This is a genomic window from Luteipulveratus mongoliensis (assembly GCF_001190945.1).
Lineage (GTDB): Bacteria > Actinomycetota > Actinomycetes > Actinomycetales > Dermatophilaceae > Luteipulveratus > Luteipulveratus mongoliensis.
In genome coordinates this window covers 453,900-472,291 of record NZ_CP011112.1, presented here as the reverse complement: position 1 = coordinate 472,291, position 18,392 = coordinate 453,900, and the positions used below count along the sequence as shown (strand labels likewise).

Annotated in this window: 14 protein-coding genes; 9 read left to right on the top strand and 5 right to left on the bottom strand. The window is 69.9% G+C overall.

Features of this window, described 5'->3' with window-relative positions:
* Positions 1-6 precede the first annotated feature (6 nt).
* From VV02_RS02230 to VV02_RS02220, 3 genes are read right to left on the bottom strand one after another with little or no spacing between them, the layout of a single operon-like run.
* Complete coding sequence (locus VV02_RS02230; protein WP_052589530.1) at positions 7-2,919, bottom strand: helix-turn-helix transcriptional regulator; 2,913 nt, start codon at positions 2,917-2,919, stop codon at positions 7-9.
* A 60-nt stretch (positions 2,920-2,979) separates the two neighbouring features.
* Positions 2,980-3,180, bottom strand: coding sequence for a hypothetical protein (locus VV02_RS02225; protein WP_052589529.1), 201 nt, complete (start codon positions 3,178-3,180; stop codon positions 2,980-2,982).
* A gap of 10 nt (positions 3,181-3,190) precedes the next feature.
* Positions 3,191-5,968: a type 2 lanthipeptide synthetase LanM family protein gene (locus VV02_RS02220; RefSeq protein WP_169787628.1), complete on the bottom strand. Its 2,778-nt coding sequence runs from the start codon at positions 5,966-5,968 to the stop codon at positions 3,191-3,193.
* 209 nt (positions 5,969-6,177) lie between these two features.
* On the opposite strand from VV02_RS02220, the gene VV02_RS02215 reads away from it, so the two are divergent.
* The 9 genes from VV02_RS02215 to lanKC all read left to right on the top strand — a co-directional run bounded on the left by VV02_RS02215 (position 6,178) and on the right by lanKC (position 16,081).
* Positions 6,178-7,128, top strand: coding sequence for an LLM class flavin-dependent oxidoreductase (locus tag VV02_RS02215; protein WP_052589527.1), 951 nt, complete (start codon positions 6,178-6,180; stop codon positions 7,126-7,128).
* Positions 7,125-8,114 carry a daptide biosynthesis RiPP recognition protein gene (gene mpaB, locus VV02_RS02210; protein ID WP_052589526.1) on the top strand — a complete coding sequence of 330 codons (990 nt, stop codon included), beginning with the start codon at positions 7,125-7,127 and terminating at the stop codon, positions 8,112-8,114. The genes VV02_RS02215 and mpaB overlap by 4 nt, the downstream gene beginning before the upstream one ends.
* On the top strand, positions 8,111-8,863 hold the full coding sequence (gene mpaM / locus VV02_RS02205) for a daptide-type RiPP biosynthesis methyltransferase (RefSeq protein WP_052589525.1): 753 nt from the start codon (positions 8,111-8,113) through the stop codon (positions 8,861-8,863). Before mpaB ends, mpaM begins: the two co-directional genes overlap by 4 nt.
* The gene (mpaD, locus tag VV02_RS02200) at positions 8,860-10,122 is read left to right on the top strand and encodes a daptide-type RiPP biosynthesis aminotransferase (protein WP_052589524.1); all 1,263 of its coding nucleotides are present in this window, start codon (positions 8,860-8,862) and stop codon (positions 10,120-10,122) included. Before mpaM ends, mpaD begins: the two co-directional genes overlap by 4 nt.
* Positions 10,123-10,160: 38 nt before the next feature.
* Entirely contained in the window at positions 10,161-11,297 is a 1,137-nt protein-coding gene (gene mpaC, locus VV02_RS02195) for a daptide-type RiPP biosynthesis dehydogenase (protein WP_052589523.1), read from the top strand.
* A 92-nt stretch (positions 11,298-11,389) separates the two neighbouring features.
* Positions 11,390-11,515, top strand: coding sequence for a hypothetical protein (locus tag VV02_RS27275; protein ID WP_281177279.1), 126 nt, complete (start codon positions 11,390-11,392; stop codon positions 11,513-11,515).
* Positions 11,516-11,621: 106 nt separating this feature from the next.
* Positions 11,622-11,747 (top strand): hypothetical protein, encoded by a 126-nt coding sequence (locus VV02_RS27270; protein ID WP_281177279.1) that lies wholly within the window; start codon positions 11,622-11,624, stop codon positions 11,745-11,747.
* 267 nt (positions 11,748-12,014) lie between these two features.
* Positions 12,015-13,634: a daptide biosynthesis intramembrane metalloprotease gene (gene mpaP / locus VV02_RS02190; protein WP_052589522.1), complete on the top strand. Its 1,620-nt coding sequence runs from the start codon at positions 12,015-12,017 to the stop codon at positions 13,632-13,634.
* Between the two features lie 5 nt (positions 13,635-13,639).
* The gene (gene lanKC, locus VV02_RS02185; protein WP_052589521.1) at positions 13,640-16,081 is read left to right on the top strand and encodes a class III lanthionine synthetase LanKC; all 2,442 of its coding nucleotides are present in this window, start codon (positions 13,640-13,642) and stop codon (positions 16,079-16,081) included.
* Between the two features lie 8 nt (positions 16,082-16,089).
* Here the strand turns inward: lanKC and VV02_RS02180 are convergent, their stop codons facing one another.
* Both VV02_RS02180 and VV02_RS02175 read right to left on the bottom strand, forming a co-directional pair.
* Positions 16,090-17,589: a CehA/McbA family metallohydrolase gene (locus tag VV02_RS02180; protein WP_052589520.1), complete on the bottom strand. Its 1,500-nt coding sequence runs from the start codon at positions 17,587-17,589 to the stop codon at positions 16,090-16,092.
* Positions 17,590-17,697: 108 nt separating this feature from the next.
* On the bottom strand, positions 17,698-18,261 hold the full coding sequence (locus VV02_RS02175; protein WP_052589519.1) for an NYN domain-containing protein: 564 nt from the start codon (positions 18,259-18,261) through the stop codon (positions 17,698-17,700).
* Positions 18,262-18,392: the final 131 nt, after the last annotated feature.

Below are 18,392 nucleotides of genomic sequence, written 5' to 3'. Positions count from 1 at the left end.
ACACTGTCACATTGCGGGAGGGTCCGCTCTGGCCCGGGCGTAGGCGGACCGCGACTCCGCTGCATGGGCGCGCGCGATCGCGATCAGCGCTGCACGGTCGGCCTCCCCCAGCTTCACCAGCGCGCTGCTGATGTGCTTCTCGACGGTGCGCGGGGAGATGTGCAGACGCTCGCCGATCTCCCGGTTGCTCAGGCGGTCGACCATCACCCGGATGACGTCGTACTCGCGCACTGTGATGCCGACGTCGCGCAGGTCGCCCGGGATCAGGTGCGCGCCGTCGCGCCGCTGCTGGACGCTCACGCCCATGTCCCGCATGAGTCGGCGGCACGCCGCCGCTGCCGGGGCCACACCGAGCTCATGGAAGTAGCCCTCCGCGGTGCGCGCCCACTCCAGAGGCTCACCCCAGGACGTGGTGGCCGCTTCCTGGGCGCCGAGGCGGAGGATGAGGTGACGCGCGACCGGAAAGACTGCCGCGTCCTCCAGCGCCTGCGCCATGTCAGCTTCAGCGGCGGGCCGGTCGCCGGACCGACCCTGGAGCACCGCTCGCGCAGCCATCAGGAAGGCGCGGTTCCATCGCATCCGTCCTGGGGTCGCGGCCAGCGCGGACGTCACGTGGTCGTGACCGGCCCGGTCGGCGAGGACGGACAGCAGGATCGCCATGCCGTGCGCGCCGTACAGATGGAACGTGGACGGGTTGTCCATGGCTAGGGAACGCGCCTCGGCGATCTCGGACCGGGCGCGATCGGCGTCCTCCTCCAGCAACGAGCAGACCGCCTGCGCGAGTCCCTTGGCCAGCGGGAGCTCGGGCGCGACGGAGTAGTCCAGGGCCATGAGAGCGTCCAGCGCGGACTCCATCGGCGCACGTTGGCCCTGGTGGGCGTGCAGCGTGGCGCGCACGACCATGAGGTAGGCCCGTGGCCGACCCAGCTCGAGCCGCTCGGCCACGTTGGCGGTGCGGGTCACCAGCTCCTGGCCGGCATCGAAGTCGCCGTGCAGCACCGCCTGCATGGCCAGGACGGCGTCGACCTCATGAGCCAGCGTCACCGCACCGGCGTTCCACGCCGACTCACGGGCACTCACGAGAGCGGAGGCGTCACCGTCGCGCAGGCAGGTGGTCCCCGCCCGCAGGATCTGACACGACGCTCGAGGCAGCGGGAGGCGATGGGTGTCGGCGAGCTCGAAGGCGCGGTCCAGGCACCGGATCGACTCATCAAGATCGTCCTCGCGAGCGAGGATGCCTCGCACCTCCCACGCCTCGACGGCGACCTCGATGTCGCCGCTCCGCTCGGCCGCGGCGGCTGCCCGCTGTGCGATCTCGGTGGCGGCCCGTACACGCGTGGGGTTGGGGCGGACCAGCTCCAGCTGAGCGGCAACGATGTCGATGCGGGCGCGTACGGACTCGTCCGTGGCCGCGGTGAGCAAGGTGCGGGCATCGTCGAGGGAGACCTGCGCGTCGTCGTATCGGCCTGCGACGTAAGCGGTTTCGGCCACCTCGGCCTTGAGACGTGCCGCGTCGGACGCGGCGAGACCGCTCGCATAGAGGCGATCGATGGTGGGGCCGGTCGCGAGCGCGGCGGCGAGGTCGCCGTTGTCCCGCAGCAAAGGGATGAGGAGACGCAGCAGCTGGGCCATCTCCGTGACGGACGTCGGTGCGAGTAGGTGCTGTGCCTGGACGAGCAACGGTCGCGCCAGCCGGGCGGCGCCTCGGTCGACGAAGGACAGGCCGGCGCCCAGCAGCAGCCGGCCGCCCTCGTCCGGCTCACCCGCTCGCTGGTAGAGCTCGGCCGCCAGCATGGAGGAGTCCGGTCCGTGATCGCCGTAGGCCTCCCGCACCGCGCGTGCCGCACGCCGCGCCATGGTGGCCGCCTGCGTGGCGTTGACCTCCGCCAGCAGCGCCCGGGTCGTCAGCGGACTCCGGAAGGTGTACCAGTCAGGGGAGGTGGTGTCAGGGTCGAGGATCTGCGCGGCGACCGCTGCCTGGATGACGGCGACGACATCGGCGTCGGTCAGGTCCAGGGTCATCCGTGGCACGAGCAGCGGGAAGCGTTGGCCGCACAACGCTCCGACGGTGAGCACCTCGAGTGCCTGCGGGCCGAGGGAGGTCACGCGTCGACGCATCGCCTGCGCCACCGAGCTGGGCAGCAGCGACGAGGACGACCCGTCGGCGACTCCGCGCACCAGCTCGTCGATCACGAACGGCACTCCGCCGCTGTCGCGCCACAGCTGAGCGACGGTGTCGTCGGACAACGGCGTGCCGAGCTCGTCCGCGAGCTGGTGTGCGAGCGCCTCGGTGGCGTCACGGTCCAACGGCTCGAGCTCGATGAGCCGTAGGTCGCGGCCGCCCGCCCGGGTGAGCTGCTCGGCGACCGCTCGGTCGGGCGAGGTCGTCAGGATCAGGGCGATCGAGATCCCGGTCAGGTGGCGTAGGAGGTATTGCAGGACACCGAGGGTGTCCGGATCGGCCTCGTGCACGTCCTCGATCACGAGGACCACTCCGGACTCCTCGGCCAGGTGGGACAGCAGGCGGAGCAAACCTTCGGACAGGACCACCAACGGGCCGTCCGTCTTGACACCGGGCCTGGCCCAGTCGGGGATCAACGCAGCCAGTGCTGTCCCATAGGGACCGAGCTCTTCGGCGAGATCGGGTAGACCCCCGCGCCGCTGCAACGACAGCAGAGCCTCGCTGATGGCGGCGAGACTCTGCTGGCTGCCGAGACCGCTCGGCGTGCCGCGCAGCACCACCGACCCCGCATCGAGCCCCAGGCCGGTGACGTGCGCGGCAAGTCGTGATTTGCCGATCCCCTCCGCACCGGACAGCAGGACTGCGCGACCAACGCCGGCCCGAGCCTCCCGGACCGTCGTCTCGAGCACGCCGATCTCTCGGTCGCGCCCCACGATGGTGTGGCTCTGGTGTCCCACGCAGCGACTCTAGCCACGCGGCGTCCCCCGGGTGCGGCCCTTCCCTGGGCCGCCGCGCTCTCAGGGAGCGCTGATCGTGGGGAACGTGTGAGGGCACCCCGGGCCGAGCGGGAACAGGTCCTCGATGGCCGACTCCGGACCCTGACCGACGGGCTCGCCGCGCAGGGCACGTCCTCGCGTGTTGGCCTGGAGGCCGGTCGACAGCGTGATCTCGCCGGCGGCGCTCACAGCGGTGGTCGTGATCAGAGTGTTCTTCTGCATGGTGCTCTCCTCATGACTTCTGAATGGATGGTGATGGAGCGCCCGGTCTCGACACGAGGTCGAGCGGGTTGAGTACGGAGCCCACACGGTCCCCGAACCCGAGTCTGAGCAGGCCATGGCCGATGCCGGCCAAGCCGGTGAGCAGACCGAGCGAGCGGACGCCGTACGGCGCAGCGCCCGTCGGTGGTCGATCGGACAGGACGCCGAGGAGGCGTGCCGTCATCCGGGTCACGTGCAGGTTCGCCTCGTGCCCGACCGCGTGGCCTTGGCCGTGCACGGCGACCTGCAGCAGCAGGTCCAGCTCGCCGAGCTCTCCATGGCAAAGGCTGTGGTCGCGCAGGATCTCGCGCGTGCCGATAGACCTCACCCACGGGAGGAGGTCGTCCGATCGGCCTGTCGCCAGCAGGGCCGGCACGACCCCCGCGGCGCCGTGGCACCAGCCGGGCTGAGCCGATGCGGCGAGCTCGGCCAGCGCGTGCAGGGCCCCAGAGGGAACGGCACGACCGTGGTGGGCGAGGACGGCTGCGGCCGCGGCGCTTCCACTGACGTATCCGGGCTCGGGGCGGGTGAACAGCTCGTCCGACCGCTGACCGAGCTCCTGCAGTGCTCGATCACGCAGTCGGGGCTTGAGACCCATCGCGGTGAGCACCGTGGCCAGCTCGGCGGCCTGAGCAGCGGTGAACGTCGACCAGTCGTCCGACCCGGCCGGGCAGATCGAGTCGAGCAGGTCGAGGCACGCGTCGCGCAGCGCGCGGACCTCGGGCACCTCGGGATACATCGCGCTCATCCGGTCGAGGCCAAGGGCCATGCCGGGCAGTCCGTCGAGACCGACCCCGACCGCGCCCGCCATCGCCGGGTCCTGACCGAAGACATCGAGGAGTCGTCCCAGCTGTGGCAGCACGTCCAGGGCGAGGGCACCGAAGCGATCGGCACCGGCGATGGAGCCGGTCTGACCGAGGAACAGGGCCAGCCCGAGATAGCCGTCGGTCAGACCGGCACCCAGTGACTGGACGGTCCAGTGCTGCCGGTCCACCAGCTCGAGGCTCACCCAGCCGACGCGGTCACCGTCTCGCTGCGCCGCGACGAGGATCTCGTCGGCGAGCACCATCGCGCGGTTGAGCAGCAGCTGCGGGTCGGGTACGGCAGACACGGTGGACGTGCCGCGGTCTGCCAGGTGCTGCTCAGGACCGGTCCGGCTGGCCATCGAGGCACCGATGATCCACTCCTGATGGCTCCGGTCCTGTGCTCCGAGCCGGGCGAGCTTGCGTCGAACCGCGGCGACCGGGGACTCCTTCAGCTCGGCGTCGATGACCTGGCCGTTGCTGGTGCGCACCTGCGTCGAGCCGCCGCGTGCTCTCAGCACCGGCACGTCGCCCCGCACGAGGTCGGTCACCTCGTGCTCGACGGTGTCCGCGATGAGCAGCCCGGACCCGCCACCCAGCACGCCGAAGAACTCGCGTCGCGCGTCCGGTGCGCCGAGCAGGCTCGGGTGCAAGGACTCGGCGAGCACGGTCTGATAGACGAACGTCGGGCGGGGCACGAGGCGTACCTCGGCCTCCTCGAGTGCCGTGAGCAGCGGCCCGGCGAGCAGCTCGTCGCGATGGGCGACCAACGCGTCGTACGCGCGGCGGAAGCCTCGGAGCAAGGACGCCAGGTGATCCTTCGGGTCCGGATGCGTGCCGTCGTACGACGGTCGGTTGGTGGCGGGCGCGAGGGTGGCCGGCCGGCGTACGGCGTGCATCGTGTCGAGTCCGGCGTCGGCCCAGTGGAGCGCCCGGCTCGCCGCACCGCCGCCCCCGCCGTCCAGTCCCGAGACATCGCGTACGCCCCCCTCGCCGACGAGGATCAGCGGGAGCAGCGCGGTGCGCAGCACGGAGTCGGCCAGCAGCCGTGCCGCAGGGTCGGGTCCCGTCAGCGCGGACTCGCCGAGGTCGGGGTGCAGCAGCGTCTCGACGTCAACCACGACGGGATACTCGCCGCGAGCGACGACGTTCTCGTAGTGCATGTCGGTGCCGTTGAGGCCGTGCAGCAGTGCCAGGAGCGCGCCGTGGCGCGCGTAGAAGCGGTCGACCGCCGCCAGGTCGGCGCACGCTCCGTGCTCGACGAACTCCGACCACCCGTAGCCGTCCCGGACCAGCAGGTCGATCGTCGGCAGGTCGAGGTCCGCGCGCTCAGCCAGCCATGAGACCAGGCCGTTGAAGTGGCCGTGCAGCTCCATCGGCCGCGGCTTGTAGACCACGCTCGCCGCCGCGAACGTCACGATGCACACGCTTCGTCCACCGGCGTGCAGGTCGCCGGTGGAGCGAACGCCGACGACCGGTCCCGGGTCGGCACCACCGAGCACGGCGGTCACCAGGGCGCTCCGGTCGGACCGCAGCCGCTCGAACAGCTCGACGCGAGCCGCGACCAGGTCGGCAACCTCAGTGCGGATCAGTGTCTCCAGGGCCGCGTAGTCCGTGCTGATCAAGGACGCGCCGGCGGTGCGCACCGACTCGACGAACGCCAGGAAGCGCGCTCGCGACGTGGGGGCATCGAGCCGGCCGGCCCGTCGGGCGACGTCGAGCTCGTGGACGAGGACGCGAGCGGCGAGGCCGGCCAGGCGGTCATCGACCTGCTGCCTCAGCTCGATCGTCACTGCCGACTGGTCGAGCAGGTCCGATGAGAAGTTCGAGATCTCGCGCTCCGCAGTCTCCAGGAGGTCTGCGACCAGCGGACGAACCGCGCCGGCGACCTCCGTGCGCCAGGGCGCTTCGGAGTCCGCAGCAGCGGTCGGGGAGGTCCGGGTCACGAGCACGAGTCCACCGTCTCAGCGGACCACCGATCCCCACATGCGTGGACATCCCCCATATTCGTCGCCCGCCGTCCCCAGGTGCGGGCCGCTGACGAAACACGTATGGGGGTGGACCTCCCCGATGTGCGGGACCTGCCCGCGGCGGTGTGCTGATGCCACGCAGCTCACCGGAGCTGCTCCCGACCACCGAGCGGAGGTGTCCTGCGATGGAGATCAGCGTCCTTCTCCCCTTCGTGCCCAGCACGACGGCCCAGGTCGACGCCGCGGCCAAGGTCCTGCGGCACTGTGCGATCTCTCGGGTGTGGCAGGGCGAGTCGACCCGGTTGGAGACCTACCAGCACCTCGCGGCCGTCCTCCCCCACATCGGTCAGGTCGGGATCGCGGTCAGCCTCATGCCGCTGCGTCACCCCTTCCAGGCGGCGGCCCAGGCCCGATCCCTTGCCGCGCAGACCACCAGCCCGGTCGACATCGCGTACGGCCCAGGCAGCGTGGCGCTACAGCGCGCTCTTCTGGGCGAGACCTATCGCAGCCCGCTGGGCACCTCCCGCTCCTACCTCACGTCCGTACGCCGGTTCCTGGACGACACGAGCGCCGGCGGTTCGGGACTGGCCCACTTGACCCACGCACCGGTGCGGCTCGGGCTCGGAGTGCTCCGACCCGGGATGGCCGCTGTCGCAGGCGAATTCGCCGACTTCGCGGTGTCCTGGATGACACCGCCGGCCTACCTGGAGGACACCATCCGCCCGGCGCTGCGGTCGGTCAACACGTCGTCGAGGACGCGCCTGGTCACAGTCGTTCCCACCGTGCTCGCCGCGACCGGGAGGGACCTGGTCGAGCTCATCGTGGCTGGCAGCCGCGCTCACCTGCAGGCACCGCACTACCGCGACATGCTCCGGCGCGGCGGCGTCGCCCTCGGCGACGACCTGCACGCGATCGCCGGCGGGCTCATCGCCGCGGGCGGGTGTCTGGCCGGGTCGATGGCCGACATCCAGGACGGTATCGCCGCGTACGAGCGGGTCGGCGTCGACGAGCTGGTGCTCAACGTCACCGGTGTCGCTGGGGCCCTAGGCGTACCGGCCGGCCTCAAGGACCTCATCGAGATCACCCATCACGCTGCCGCGGGCAGCACGACATGCCCACCTCTGGAGGCGTCATGACTGACAAAGCACAGCTCATCCACTGGGCGACGGGCTGGGTCCCGGACCACACAGCGGACCGGACGGCGGTCACCTTGGTCGTCGACCCGGACGACGTGGCCGCGGTGCTGGCCGGCTCACTCGGCCACGGACGTACGGTCTTCGCGCCCTCCGGAGCCCAGCTCGCCGGACCGAGCCTCGACGGCCGACTGGCCGAGCCCGGTGACGAGGCCTGCCTCGACGGCACGACCTACATCGAGGTGCAGGCCTACGCGATGGCCGCGTTCCTCGCCGTGCCCGGCCCCACCCTGCTGCGGGTGCACGACGCGGACGATCTGCGGTCCTTCATCGCCGACGCCGACGCCGCCGAGCGCGATGGAACGTTCGCCGAGCACCTGCTCAACCCGCTGTTCGAGCTCGCCGACCAGAACGCCCTCGGTCTGCACTCGCCTCACGGAGGACCGACACACCGCCTGTACGTCGAGGGCGGGCAGGTCAGCACCAGCCCCGGCGGCGCGGTGCTCGGCACCGTGGACGACACCCTCGAGCAGGTCGAGCTGCGCTGGCAGGACGCGGGAGCGTACGAAGCCTTGAGCCGACGGCTGACGCCGGGCGCGCTCGCGGGCGAGCTCGCCGAGCGGCCGTGGATGGACCGATACCTGAGGGCGGTCCGCCTCCTGCGGTACGTCGCCGCCATGGGTCTCGAGGCCACCGCCGTCTCCGGATTCGGTGACGGGCGGGCCAAGGACCTGGCACCCGGCAGCATCATCTCGGTCACCTGCACCGACCGGGTCCTGGCGCACGACCCGCTGACCGGCCGCACCTTCACGGTCAACGCCGAGACGGCGGGCGTGCTGGAAGCACTGACCAGCGCCCCCAGCGCTGAGGACCTCGAGGACGTGCTGCCGAGCGCCCTGATCACCGGCGGACTCGAGCTGCTCGAGCACCACCGGCTCGTGCCGTTCGCCGACGCCCGTGCGGCGCAGCTGGTCGGGAGCGCGGCATGACCGCCATGGCGTCCGAGGACCTCTACAGCGATGCAGGTGCGGTGATCTACGACGACATCGCTCGGCATGACGCCAGCGATCTGCGTGAGATGACGAGGGTCGTACGCGATCACCCGGGGCCGGTCCTCGACCTCGCCGCCGGCGGCGGACGGCTCACCTTCCCGTTCCTCGCGCTCGGGCGTGAGGTGACCGCGCTCGACTACGCACCAGCCATGGTTCGGCTGCTGGGCGAGCGACTGGGACGGCTGCCGCGAGCAGTGCAGGACCGAGCCCAGGTCGTGCACGGCGACATGAGCGCATTCGACCTCGGCACGACCTACGGCGTGATCACGGTGGGTACGACGTCCGCGTCCTTGCTGGACGACGCCGGCCGGGCGGGTCTGTTCAGCTCCGCGCGACAGCATCTCGATCCCGACGGCGTGCTCGTCCTCACGACGGTGCACCTGTCGCCGACCTGGAGGCCGGACGATCCCGCGGTCGAGCTGCAGGGCACGACCACCAGTGGTCGGCCGCTCCAGATGCGCGAGCACGTTGATCCCGGACGAGGCCATCGCGACGTGACGCTCGTCGTGGGTGAGGCACCTGACGCGGTCGATGTCTTCACCACCCGCATCCGCCTGATCCCGCCGGAGCAGATCCGTGCTGAGGCCGAGGAGCACGGCCTGAGTCTGCTTGCACAGCAAGCACTTCCACTCACCGGCAACCACCTGCTCACCGAGCTGATGACCTTCGAACGGAGTCCGCGATGAGTGCCCTCTGGCCCTACTTCCTCAGCCCGTCAGAACACGGCCAGGACGAGCTCTGTCTCGTGTCCGCCACAGGCACGCGAGTTCGTACGGCGACCGGTCGAGAGCTGCTGTGCGCGACGAGTGGTCTGTGGAACGTCAACCTCGGCTACGGCAACGAGGCCGTCGCCCAGGCGTGCGGCGACGCTCTCCGCGACGCGTCGTACTTGGGCGTCTTCCGGTCAGAGAACCCCCACGCTCGTGCGGCCGCCGACGCCCTGGTGAGCCGAGCGGGGGCAGCCCACTTCACGAAGGTCATGTTCACGACCTCGGGCGGTGCCGCTAACGACGTGGTGATCAAGCTCGCGCGCCAGCACCAGCTCCTCGCGGGACGGACCCGCCGACGCATCGTCGTCTCGTTGCGCGACTCGTACCACGGCCTGAAGATGGGCAGCTTCGCCCTGACGGGCGAGCAGCTCGGTCAACGGATGTACGGCGTCGACCAGTCACTGGTCCGACACGTCCCGCCGAACGACTCGGTGGCCCTGCGCGCCCTGTTCGATGCTCAGGGTGACTCGATCGCCGCCGTCGTCGTGGAGCCGGTCATCGGCAACGGATGTGTCGAGCTGACAACCGAATTCGTCGATGTTCTCCTCGCCCTACGTGAGGAGCACCCGTTCGTCCTGGTCGCCGACGAGGTCGCCACCGGATTCGGTCGGACGGGCGTCTTCTTCGCCAGTGATGAGTGGAGTGGACCGCCCGATGTGCTGATCAGCTCGAAGGGCCTGACGAACGGCGCTCAGGCGACTGCCGCCGTCCTCGTGTCCGAATCGGTCTACGCGCCGTTCGTCGACACCGACGCAGGACTCGTGCACGGCGAGACGCAGGGCGGCACCGCTGTGGCGTGCGCCGCGATCACCGCGACCCTCTCCGAGTTCGACCGGCTCGGCGCGCTGGACCTCACCCGCTCCCGAGGCGCAGAGCTCGACAACCGACTCCGGGCACTCGCCGAGGACGACGAGTCGGTCGGAGAGCTGCGAGGCCGAGGACTGTTCAGGGCGGTGGAGATTCGGGGAGCGAACGGCCGCCCGATGCCGCAGGTGGATGTCGGACAGCTGGTCAGCCAGATTCGTGAGGCCGGCGTCGTGGTCTATCCAGGTCGTCAGGGAGTGCAGCTGATTCCGGCGCTGACCTACACCGACGCAGACTTCGACGAGCTCTTCACCGCGCTGCGCGTCGGCCTCAGCAGCTGGCGCTCACTCTCCCACCGGCGCGCGGCATGAACTCAAAAGCGTTGTGGGCCAATGCATCCCACGAAGTCATGTTGCGGACGCAGCAGGCGCCCGAGCATGCGGTCGTCGTCGTCGATCCGGCGCTCGAGTCCTCTCCGGTCGTGACAACGGCCCACGACTGGCTGAACGGCTTCGGTGCCACTGTCTCCCAGCGGACGCATGCCGGGCGCAACAGCCTCGACGAGATCGAGCGCCTGTCAGATCACCTGGACGGCGCTGATGTCGTCGTAGCGATCGGCGGTGGCACGGTCATGGACAGCGTGAAGCTCGCGGTGTCGATGGCGGACTCGGGAACCACCCGCCGGATGCTCTCGCGGCCCGGACGATCCGGCCTGATCGTGCTGCCGGCCCCAGGCGGTCAGCAGCGTCCCGTGGTGGCGGTCCCGAGCACCCTGGGCACCGGTTCCGAGGTCGCGGCTGCGGCTGTCCTGGACCACCCTCGGTCCCGGCATCTCGTGCTCGGTCCGGCGCTGCGCCCAGTGGCGGCCGTCCATGACCCACAGGCCCGGGAGACGTTGCCGCCGTGGCTGATTCACGAAGGCATCGTCGAGGTCCTGCACCGATTGTCCTCAGCCCACATCTCGACGCACGACACAGTGCAACCGCAGGACTCGGTCGTCCTGGCGCTGATCGGAGAGCTGATCAGAGCGTCCAACACTCTTGACCGAGCGGCGGCCGACGGCGAGCCGACGCCGGCCGTGGTGGCCCGCATCAGCGCCATGAGTCATGTGCCGGCACTACACCTCGGGCGACCGCCGTTCGGGATCAAGTCCTGGCTCATCGCCTCTGAGCTCTCGTTGCTCACAGGTACGCGGAAGGTCCCCTGCCTCGCTGCCGTGCTCCCCGCGGTGTGGAGGGCCGTGCTCGCCGGGGACCGCCGCTACGGCTCCGCCCAACGGCTGAGCCAGGTGTGGACGGTCGTGCGGACGCACCATGCGGCACCGCTCGATCCCGATCCGGTGCGTGGTCTGGCCCAGCTCGTCGAGCGGTGGGGAGTCGAGCCCGTTGCGTTGTCCTCGGGCGATCGCGCAGTCCTGGTACGTCGGGTCCATCAGCGCTGGGGTGCCGGTCTGCCCATGCTCGGTGACCTCGACACGGACGACCTCACCGATCTCCTGTCCGTCTCGCCGGAGCCAGCACCGGATCGGCCTCTTCTTACCGCCTAACCCGCCGTTGGCGCGCCGACCCAGGCGTCAGCAGCTCACAGATGTGGCCCGGCCAACCGGTCGGATCATCAACAAAGAGAAGGGATTTCATCATGAACGAGAACTTTGAGCTCGCGATGCAGGAGCTGGAGACGCTGGAGGCCCCGGTCGCCAGCCCGCAGGTCGGTTGGCCGACCGCGATCCTGACGATCTCGATCATCGTCTCGGTCGCCACCTGATCCAGACGGTCTCAATCGTCGCATGAACCACTCGTCGACTGACTGGTCGACGGCACCACGGACCGGCCACCTGGCCGGATCGCCAACAAAGAGAAGGGATTTCATCATGAACGAGAACTTTGAGCTCGCGATGCAGGAGCTGGAGACGCTGGAGGCCCCGGTCGCCAGCCCGCAGGTCGGTTGGCCGACCGCGATCCTGACGATCTCGATCATCGTTTCGGTCGCCACCTGATCGACCGCCCTTGATCGGTGACGGACCGGGGTCGGCGCACGCGCCAATCATGCGCCCGCGTCGGTCCGTCACCGACAACGTCACGTGCACTCACCCGTGACGAAACCGCAGGAGCGACACAGGACGCGGTGCCCGCGCCAATCGCGCACCGCGTCCCGTTCCAGCCAGATCCGCCGAGCACGATCCGACGATGCCAACCACTGTACGGCGCTCGCGCCCGATGACCCAGACCCCGCAGATGCCGGCGTCCGACAGGAAGGACCGACGATGACCACTTACGCTCCGATGCCGACGACCGTCGCCGTGGGACCACAGCTGTGTGATGACGTGACGGTGCACCCACCGATCGCCGAGAACTCGAGCTGGACCATCCAGCGTGGGCCGACCGACTACCTGCGGACGACGTCGTGGATGGCGCAGGCGGCCTCCTTGATGGACGGGAGCCGCGACCTGGACGCCTTGATCCGTGACCTCGGCGACCCGTGGACACGGGACCGGGTGGTCGGAGCAGTCGCCGAGCTCGGTCGGCAGGGGTGTCTGGTCGGTACGTCGCAGCGCAAGCCCCAGCGAGTCCTGTCGGTGCGTCGGCCGTTCACCATCCAGCTCACACTGCTGGATCCGAGCGCGATCATCCGCGTGATCCGACCCGTCGTCCGGCTCCTGGCGCATCGGTCGGTCCGTGCGCTCTCCGCACTGTTGGTGGTCGCCGGCCTCCTCACGATGCTGGTCGGCCACCGGATCGTCGGCGACACGGTCACCCGACCACTCTCGATCTGGACCTACCTCGCCGCGTTCCTGGCGTTCAGCACCTCGAGCGTCGTGCACGAGCTTGCGCACGGGGCCACGCTGAGCCGCTACGGCGGCAAGTCCTCGCGCATCGGGGTCATGATCTTCTATCTCACGCCCGCGTTCTTCTGCGACATCTCCGACAGCTGGCGGCTGCCCGAGAACCGCCAGCGGGTCCATGTCGCACTGGTCGGCATCTACGCCCAGCTCGTGATCGGCGGCATCGCCGCCCTCGGGATCCCGTTCACCAACGGCGACGTCCGCGACACCCTCGTCATCCTGTGCATCGCCACCTACATTGCCGCCGCACTGAACGTCCTTCCGTTCGTGAAGTTCGACGGCTACATCGCCTTGATGACTCACCTCGACGAGCCCCACCTGCGTCGGCGGGCGATGCACGACGCCCGCGGCGCGGTCGGTCACGTCCTGTTCGGCGGGACGTACGAGCGTTCACTCGTACGACATCGCTGGGCGACGGCGTACGGCATCGCCTGCATCGTGTTCCCGGCGGTCCTCGTGACTCAGGCCGTACGCACGCTGGGTGGGGTCCTCGCCGCGCTCGGCACGAGCGGCATCGTGCTCGGCGGCTGCGTCCTCGTCGGGCTGGCCGTCTGGGTGCTGAACGGTCTGCGGCGCATCGCCCGGGTCGCACGGACCGGAGGCGCGAGCCGAGCACGGATCGTCCTGGTCACCGGGGTGCTCGTCGGTGCGGCTGCGTGCGTGCTCGGTCTCGTACGAGTCCCGACGACCGTGTCCGCGAGCTGGACGACAACGGAGCACGGCACCGTCCTGGTCGCCTCGGACAACCGCAACGACACCTTCGCCGAGGGCACTCCCGTCACGCTCTACCGCACGGGGATGTTCGCCCGCGTGACGGTCGGGCACGCGACGGTCGGCCCCGCGGAGACGGTTCGGATGCGGGTCCCGATGAGTGCCCTGGCGCCGGTGCGCGCCGGCCTCAAGGTCCCGGTCAAGACCCGTCCCGTGCACGTCGACGACGGCCCGCGCCGTGACGCGACCTCGGGCACCGCCGTGATGAAAGGACCTGATGCCCCGTTGTGGAAGGGCATCGCCATGAAGTACTTCGGCTGGAGGATCTGAGCGACATGGACCACACCACCTTCTGTCGTGGCGACGGATACCCGTACTACGACCTGCCCGTGACCGACAGCAGCGACTGGCCGACCGAGCTCCCGACGGGATGGGTCACCCGGGACAGCGGCGAGTGGATCTTTCGTCAGCCGGTGGCCTTCCCGATGCCGGAGCAGGGATGGAAGGTCCATGTCTCGGCCACGCTGGACAACGCCGAGGACATCCTCAAGGCCGTCGAGTCCTACTGCCATCGAGCTGGCCTGGCGTACAAGTTCATTCGCAGCCGCACCCTTCTGTTGCGCCGCAACAGCAAGGCCGGCGACCGGACCGCGAGCGGCAAGTTCGTCGCGATCTACCCGACTGACGAGGCGGCTCTCGAGCGGACGTTGACCGAGCTCGACGCGGTAATCGGCGGTAGGGAGGGGCCGCGCATCCTGACGGACCTTCGGTTCCGGTCCGGACCGCTCTACGTTCGTTACGGCGCATTCGTGAAGATGACGACGACCGATGCAGACGGTCGAGAGGTGCCCGCCGTGCGTACGCCCACGGGCGAGCTCGTGCCCGACGACCGCCGTCCTGGGTTCCATCTGCTCGACGGCGTGGCCGTCCCCCCGTGTCTCCAGGAGTCGTACGCCGCTCAGCGTGCCAGCACGATGTCCGACTTCCCGTACTCGGTCTCGCAGGCGTTGCACTTCTCCAACAGTGGCGGGGTCTACGTCGCGCAGGACAAGGCCACCGGCGCGAAGGTCCTGCTGAAGGAGGCCCGCCCCCACGCCGGCTTGGACTCCGTCGGGGACGCGGTCACCCGGCTGCGCAGCGAGCACTGGGCGATGTGCGCGTTGACCGGCCTCGACGTCGTGCCAAAGGTGTACGGCATGGAGCTCGGCCACGAGAACGAATACCTGGCAAGGGAATTCGTCGAGGGCACGTCCCTTGCCGTGCTCGCGGCCGGGAGGAACCCGCTGCTCACCGGGCACGGTAATCCTGCCGCTCTGGCGGACTACGCCGGCTGGGTGACTGGCGTCATGGAGAAGGTCTCGGACGCGGTGTACGCGATGCACGACCGAGGTGTCGTCTTCGGCGACCTGCACCCCAACAACATCCTGGTCGGCGAGGACGGTGCCCTGCACTTCATCGACTTCGAGGCGGCGACCTCCGTCGAGTCGCAGTCCCCGCCGCGGATGGGCGCACCCGGCTTTCAGGCGCCCGTGCACTACCTCGGAGCTGCCGCCGACCGGTTCGGCCTGGGCTGTATCCGGTTGTGGCTGCTGCTGCCGCTCACCATCGGGATCCACTGGGGGCCCGACCAGGCGGACCGGCTGATCGCGGCGGCGACCGAGCTGTATCCGCTGGACGACTCGTTCGCTGACGTCGTCCGTGCCGAGCTCGACCTGGACAACCTGGCCGACGATGGCCGACCGGAGACGTCGCCAGGCGGTCCGGACCGGGAGGTGCTGGTCACCGCGCTGCTGGACAGCGCAGAGCTGGATCGCGCCGACCGTCTGTATCCCGGTGACATCACGCAGTTCCGAGGAGCACACGGCGGTCTCGACCTCGCGACGGGAGCGCTCGGCGTAGCGCTCGCACTCACGGCCATCGGCCAGCACGTGCCCGAGGCTCATCTGGACTGGATGCGGCGGCGCTTCGATGCGCTCGCGCCGGCGGGCTGCGGCAGCGGCCTGCTCGAGGGCTGGGCCGGGATGGCCCTGGCCTGGGCGGAGCAGGGTGACGATGAGCGGACCCAGGTCGCGCTCGACCGGGCTCGCGCCGCCGTGGTCGACGACCTCGACGTCTCGTTGTCCTCCGGGGTCGCCGGCTACGGCCTGGCCCTGCTGGAGCTGCTCGACTCACGGCCGGAGCTGTCAGCGTGGCTTGACGATGCCGTGGACCGCTGTCTCGCCGCACCGCCCGGCTGCGGCGCGCAGCCGGGCCTGTGGCACGGCGACACCGGGGTGGCGCTCTTCCTGCTGCGCGCCCACCAGCGCACCGGGGCGTCGGAGCTCCTCGACCGCGCCATCGAGCTGGCCCTGGGTGAGTTCCGCAGCCTTCCCGGCGGCGCGGGTCCGGCGGGCCTGGCTTCCGGTGTCACCGGTCTGTACGCCGTGCTCCACCTGCTGTCCGAAGAGCGTCACGACGAGGAGCTGGAGACGGCCACTCAGGCGCTGTCGGCGTACGCCTTGGACAGCTTGGCGGGCAGCGGTGGACTCGCCGACGGACAGGCTGGGGTGCTGGTGGCTGCCGCTGTGTCTGACCCGGCCGAGCAGGTCGCCCGCCTCGCGTCCCGGGTGGACTGGCACCTGATCAGTGGTGCGCACACCGGCGTGCTCGGCTCCGGGAGCCTGCGCCTGTCAGGCGATCTGACGACCGGTCTGGCCGGCGTGCTCTGGGCCAGGGCAGCTGCTGAGTCCGGCACCGCGCCGCGACTCCCGCTGCTGCTCGGATCGCCGTCGGCGTAGCCGTGCTGTCACCCTCGACGCGCGTCGAACCAGATCGGGTTGGTGAGCGCGACCATCGGCGCGGGGAGACCGGTCCCCCGGCGTACCTCGGCGCGCACCCAGTTGGAGTAGCGCGCGTACGTCGTCCACGTCAGCGTCGCCTTGCCGGTCGCATCGACCGGGGCGGAGAACGTCGGGCCGGTCTGGTCGATCGCCTGGATCGTGGTGCCCGGGACGCCACTCACCTCGCAGGTCACCGTGATGGGTGTGCCGGTGTCGACCTTGAGGTGGTCGCCGATCTCAGCCGTACGCCCACGCGCGCTCGCGCGGAACGTCAGGTCCACGGCCGAGGACTCCGCAATCCACGAGCGACCGGCCGCGAGGCCCTTCATCAGGGCACCGCGCTCGAGCTTGTCCGCGTGCACGATCGTCTGCGGCAGGCCGATGGTGTTGTCCGGGTTGTGCGCGTCGGAATGGCCCACGGCCGCGACGAACTGACCCTGGCGGAGCATGCCGTGCCACGCGGTCACGGACGCCTCGTCGGAGATGTCCCACGGGCCGTTCCAGACCTCGACCAGGTCGACGTGGTCGTAGGTGAACTCGTAGGCGCAGCCGAAGCAGTTGGCGTACGGATGTGCAGCAACGACAAGGCCTCCCGCGCGATGCGCCTCGGCGACGAAGTGCTCGAACGCCTTCGGGTTCGAGGAGCGGTAGCGCCAGTCCAGCCAGGTGCCGGCGGGCAGACCGATGGCCGGCCAGTGACCCGAGCGAGTGGTGACTTCCTCGCCGTTGAGGATGAGCAGGTCGTCGGTGGCGTGGTCGCCCCACTGGAGCTGGGAGCTGTAGGTGTTGTGGTCCGTCGACGTGACGAAGTCGAGGCCGGCCGCGCGGGCGTCGGCGACCAGCTCGGCCGGCGTGCGACGACCGTCGGAATGCACGGTGTGCAGGTGGCTGTCGCCGCGGTACCAGGCGCGGCCGCGCTCCTTCTTGGGCGCGCTCGTCGGTGCCGGGTTCGGCTTGTACGTCGGGCCCGCGGGGCCGTACGTCAGGGTGATGTTGACGTCGTACGAAAGGCCTTGGGGCGCAACGGTGTACGGGCCGAGGATGACGTGCCAGGTGCCCGGTTTGATCGGGCCGGCGATGTATCCGGGCGTGGCCTCGGAGGCGCTGATCGAGAAGCTGTCGCGGAACCCACCGGACCAGCCGCGGAAGCCGCGCTTGTTGCCCGGCTGGTAGCCCTCGGGCCCGAACATGCCTATGTCACAAGCGTTTCCGCGGGTGCCCTGCGGGACGGTCGGCTTGTCGTAGGAGTACTTCACGTCGATCTTGCTCACGCCACGCGGCACGGTGATCGGCAGGTAGAAGAAGTCCGAGGTGCCCGTCGGGAACGTGCCCTTGACCGTCTTGGTCTCGGTGCCGGTGCGCGGCTTCTCGGCCCCGAACGCGACACCGGGCAGCAGGTTGACCGCGGCGCCGGCGGCGATCGCGCCGCTCGCTGCCAGGACGGTCCGACGGTTCATCGCGCTCATCTCGGGCTCCTCTGACGTCAGTCGACAGTGACTCTGCCGACGTTAGAACCGCGACATGACGCGTGGTGGCCCGCGGCGTGAACAACCGCCGCCACCTCGACCGCTCGCCTACAGGAAGTCGGCGGGCTCGAACTCGTCGATCGGGATGATGCGGACGCGAGGCAGCCGGGCGTTGAACGCCTGCACGTCGTACTCGAGGTCGAAGAACTCCAACCCCTTGTCGGCCAGCCCGACGAACCCGGCGTTGCGGAACTCGCGGAAGGCGATCAGCCCGACCTTGCGTCCGTCGCACAGCTGCTCGAGCTGCGGCAGGAAGTCACCGTCGTGGCTGACCAGCATCATGTCGGCGTCGCGGCTCTGCAGCTCGACGATCGTGCGCTGGATCGCCATGTCGACGACCTTGTCGCCGGGGCCGCCGGACAGCGGAATCGGCTTGTACCCCAACGCAAACAGCGCCTGGATGAAGCTCATCGGCAGCTCGTTGTTGGCCGCCAGGAAGAACAGTCCCTTGGCCGGCTGGCCCCACTGGTCGGCTGCGAACTTCAGCAGCCGGTCCCAGCGCGGACGCTCCTCCGGCTGCGGCCGGCGACTCAGGATGGCGGTGCCGAGGGTGGCGTCGATGTTCTCGCCGTCGATCAGGACATACGTCGTCCGCTCGGCCGTTTCGCTCATGACGCCTGACCCTACGCCCGGAATGCCGGTCGAGCCTCTAATCCGCTGGTCGAGTAGGCGAGACGCTAGCCACCCACCGCTGGTCGAGTAGGCGAGGCGCTAGCCACCCACCGCTGGTCGAGTAGGCGAGG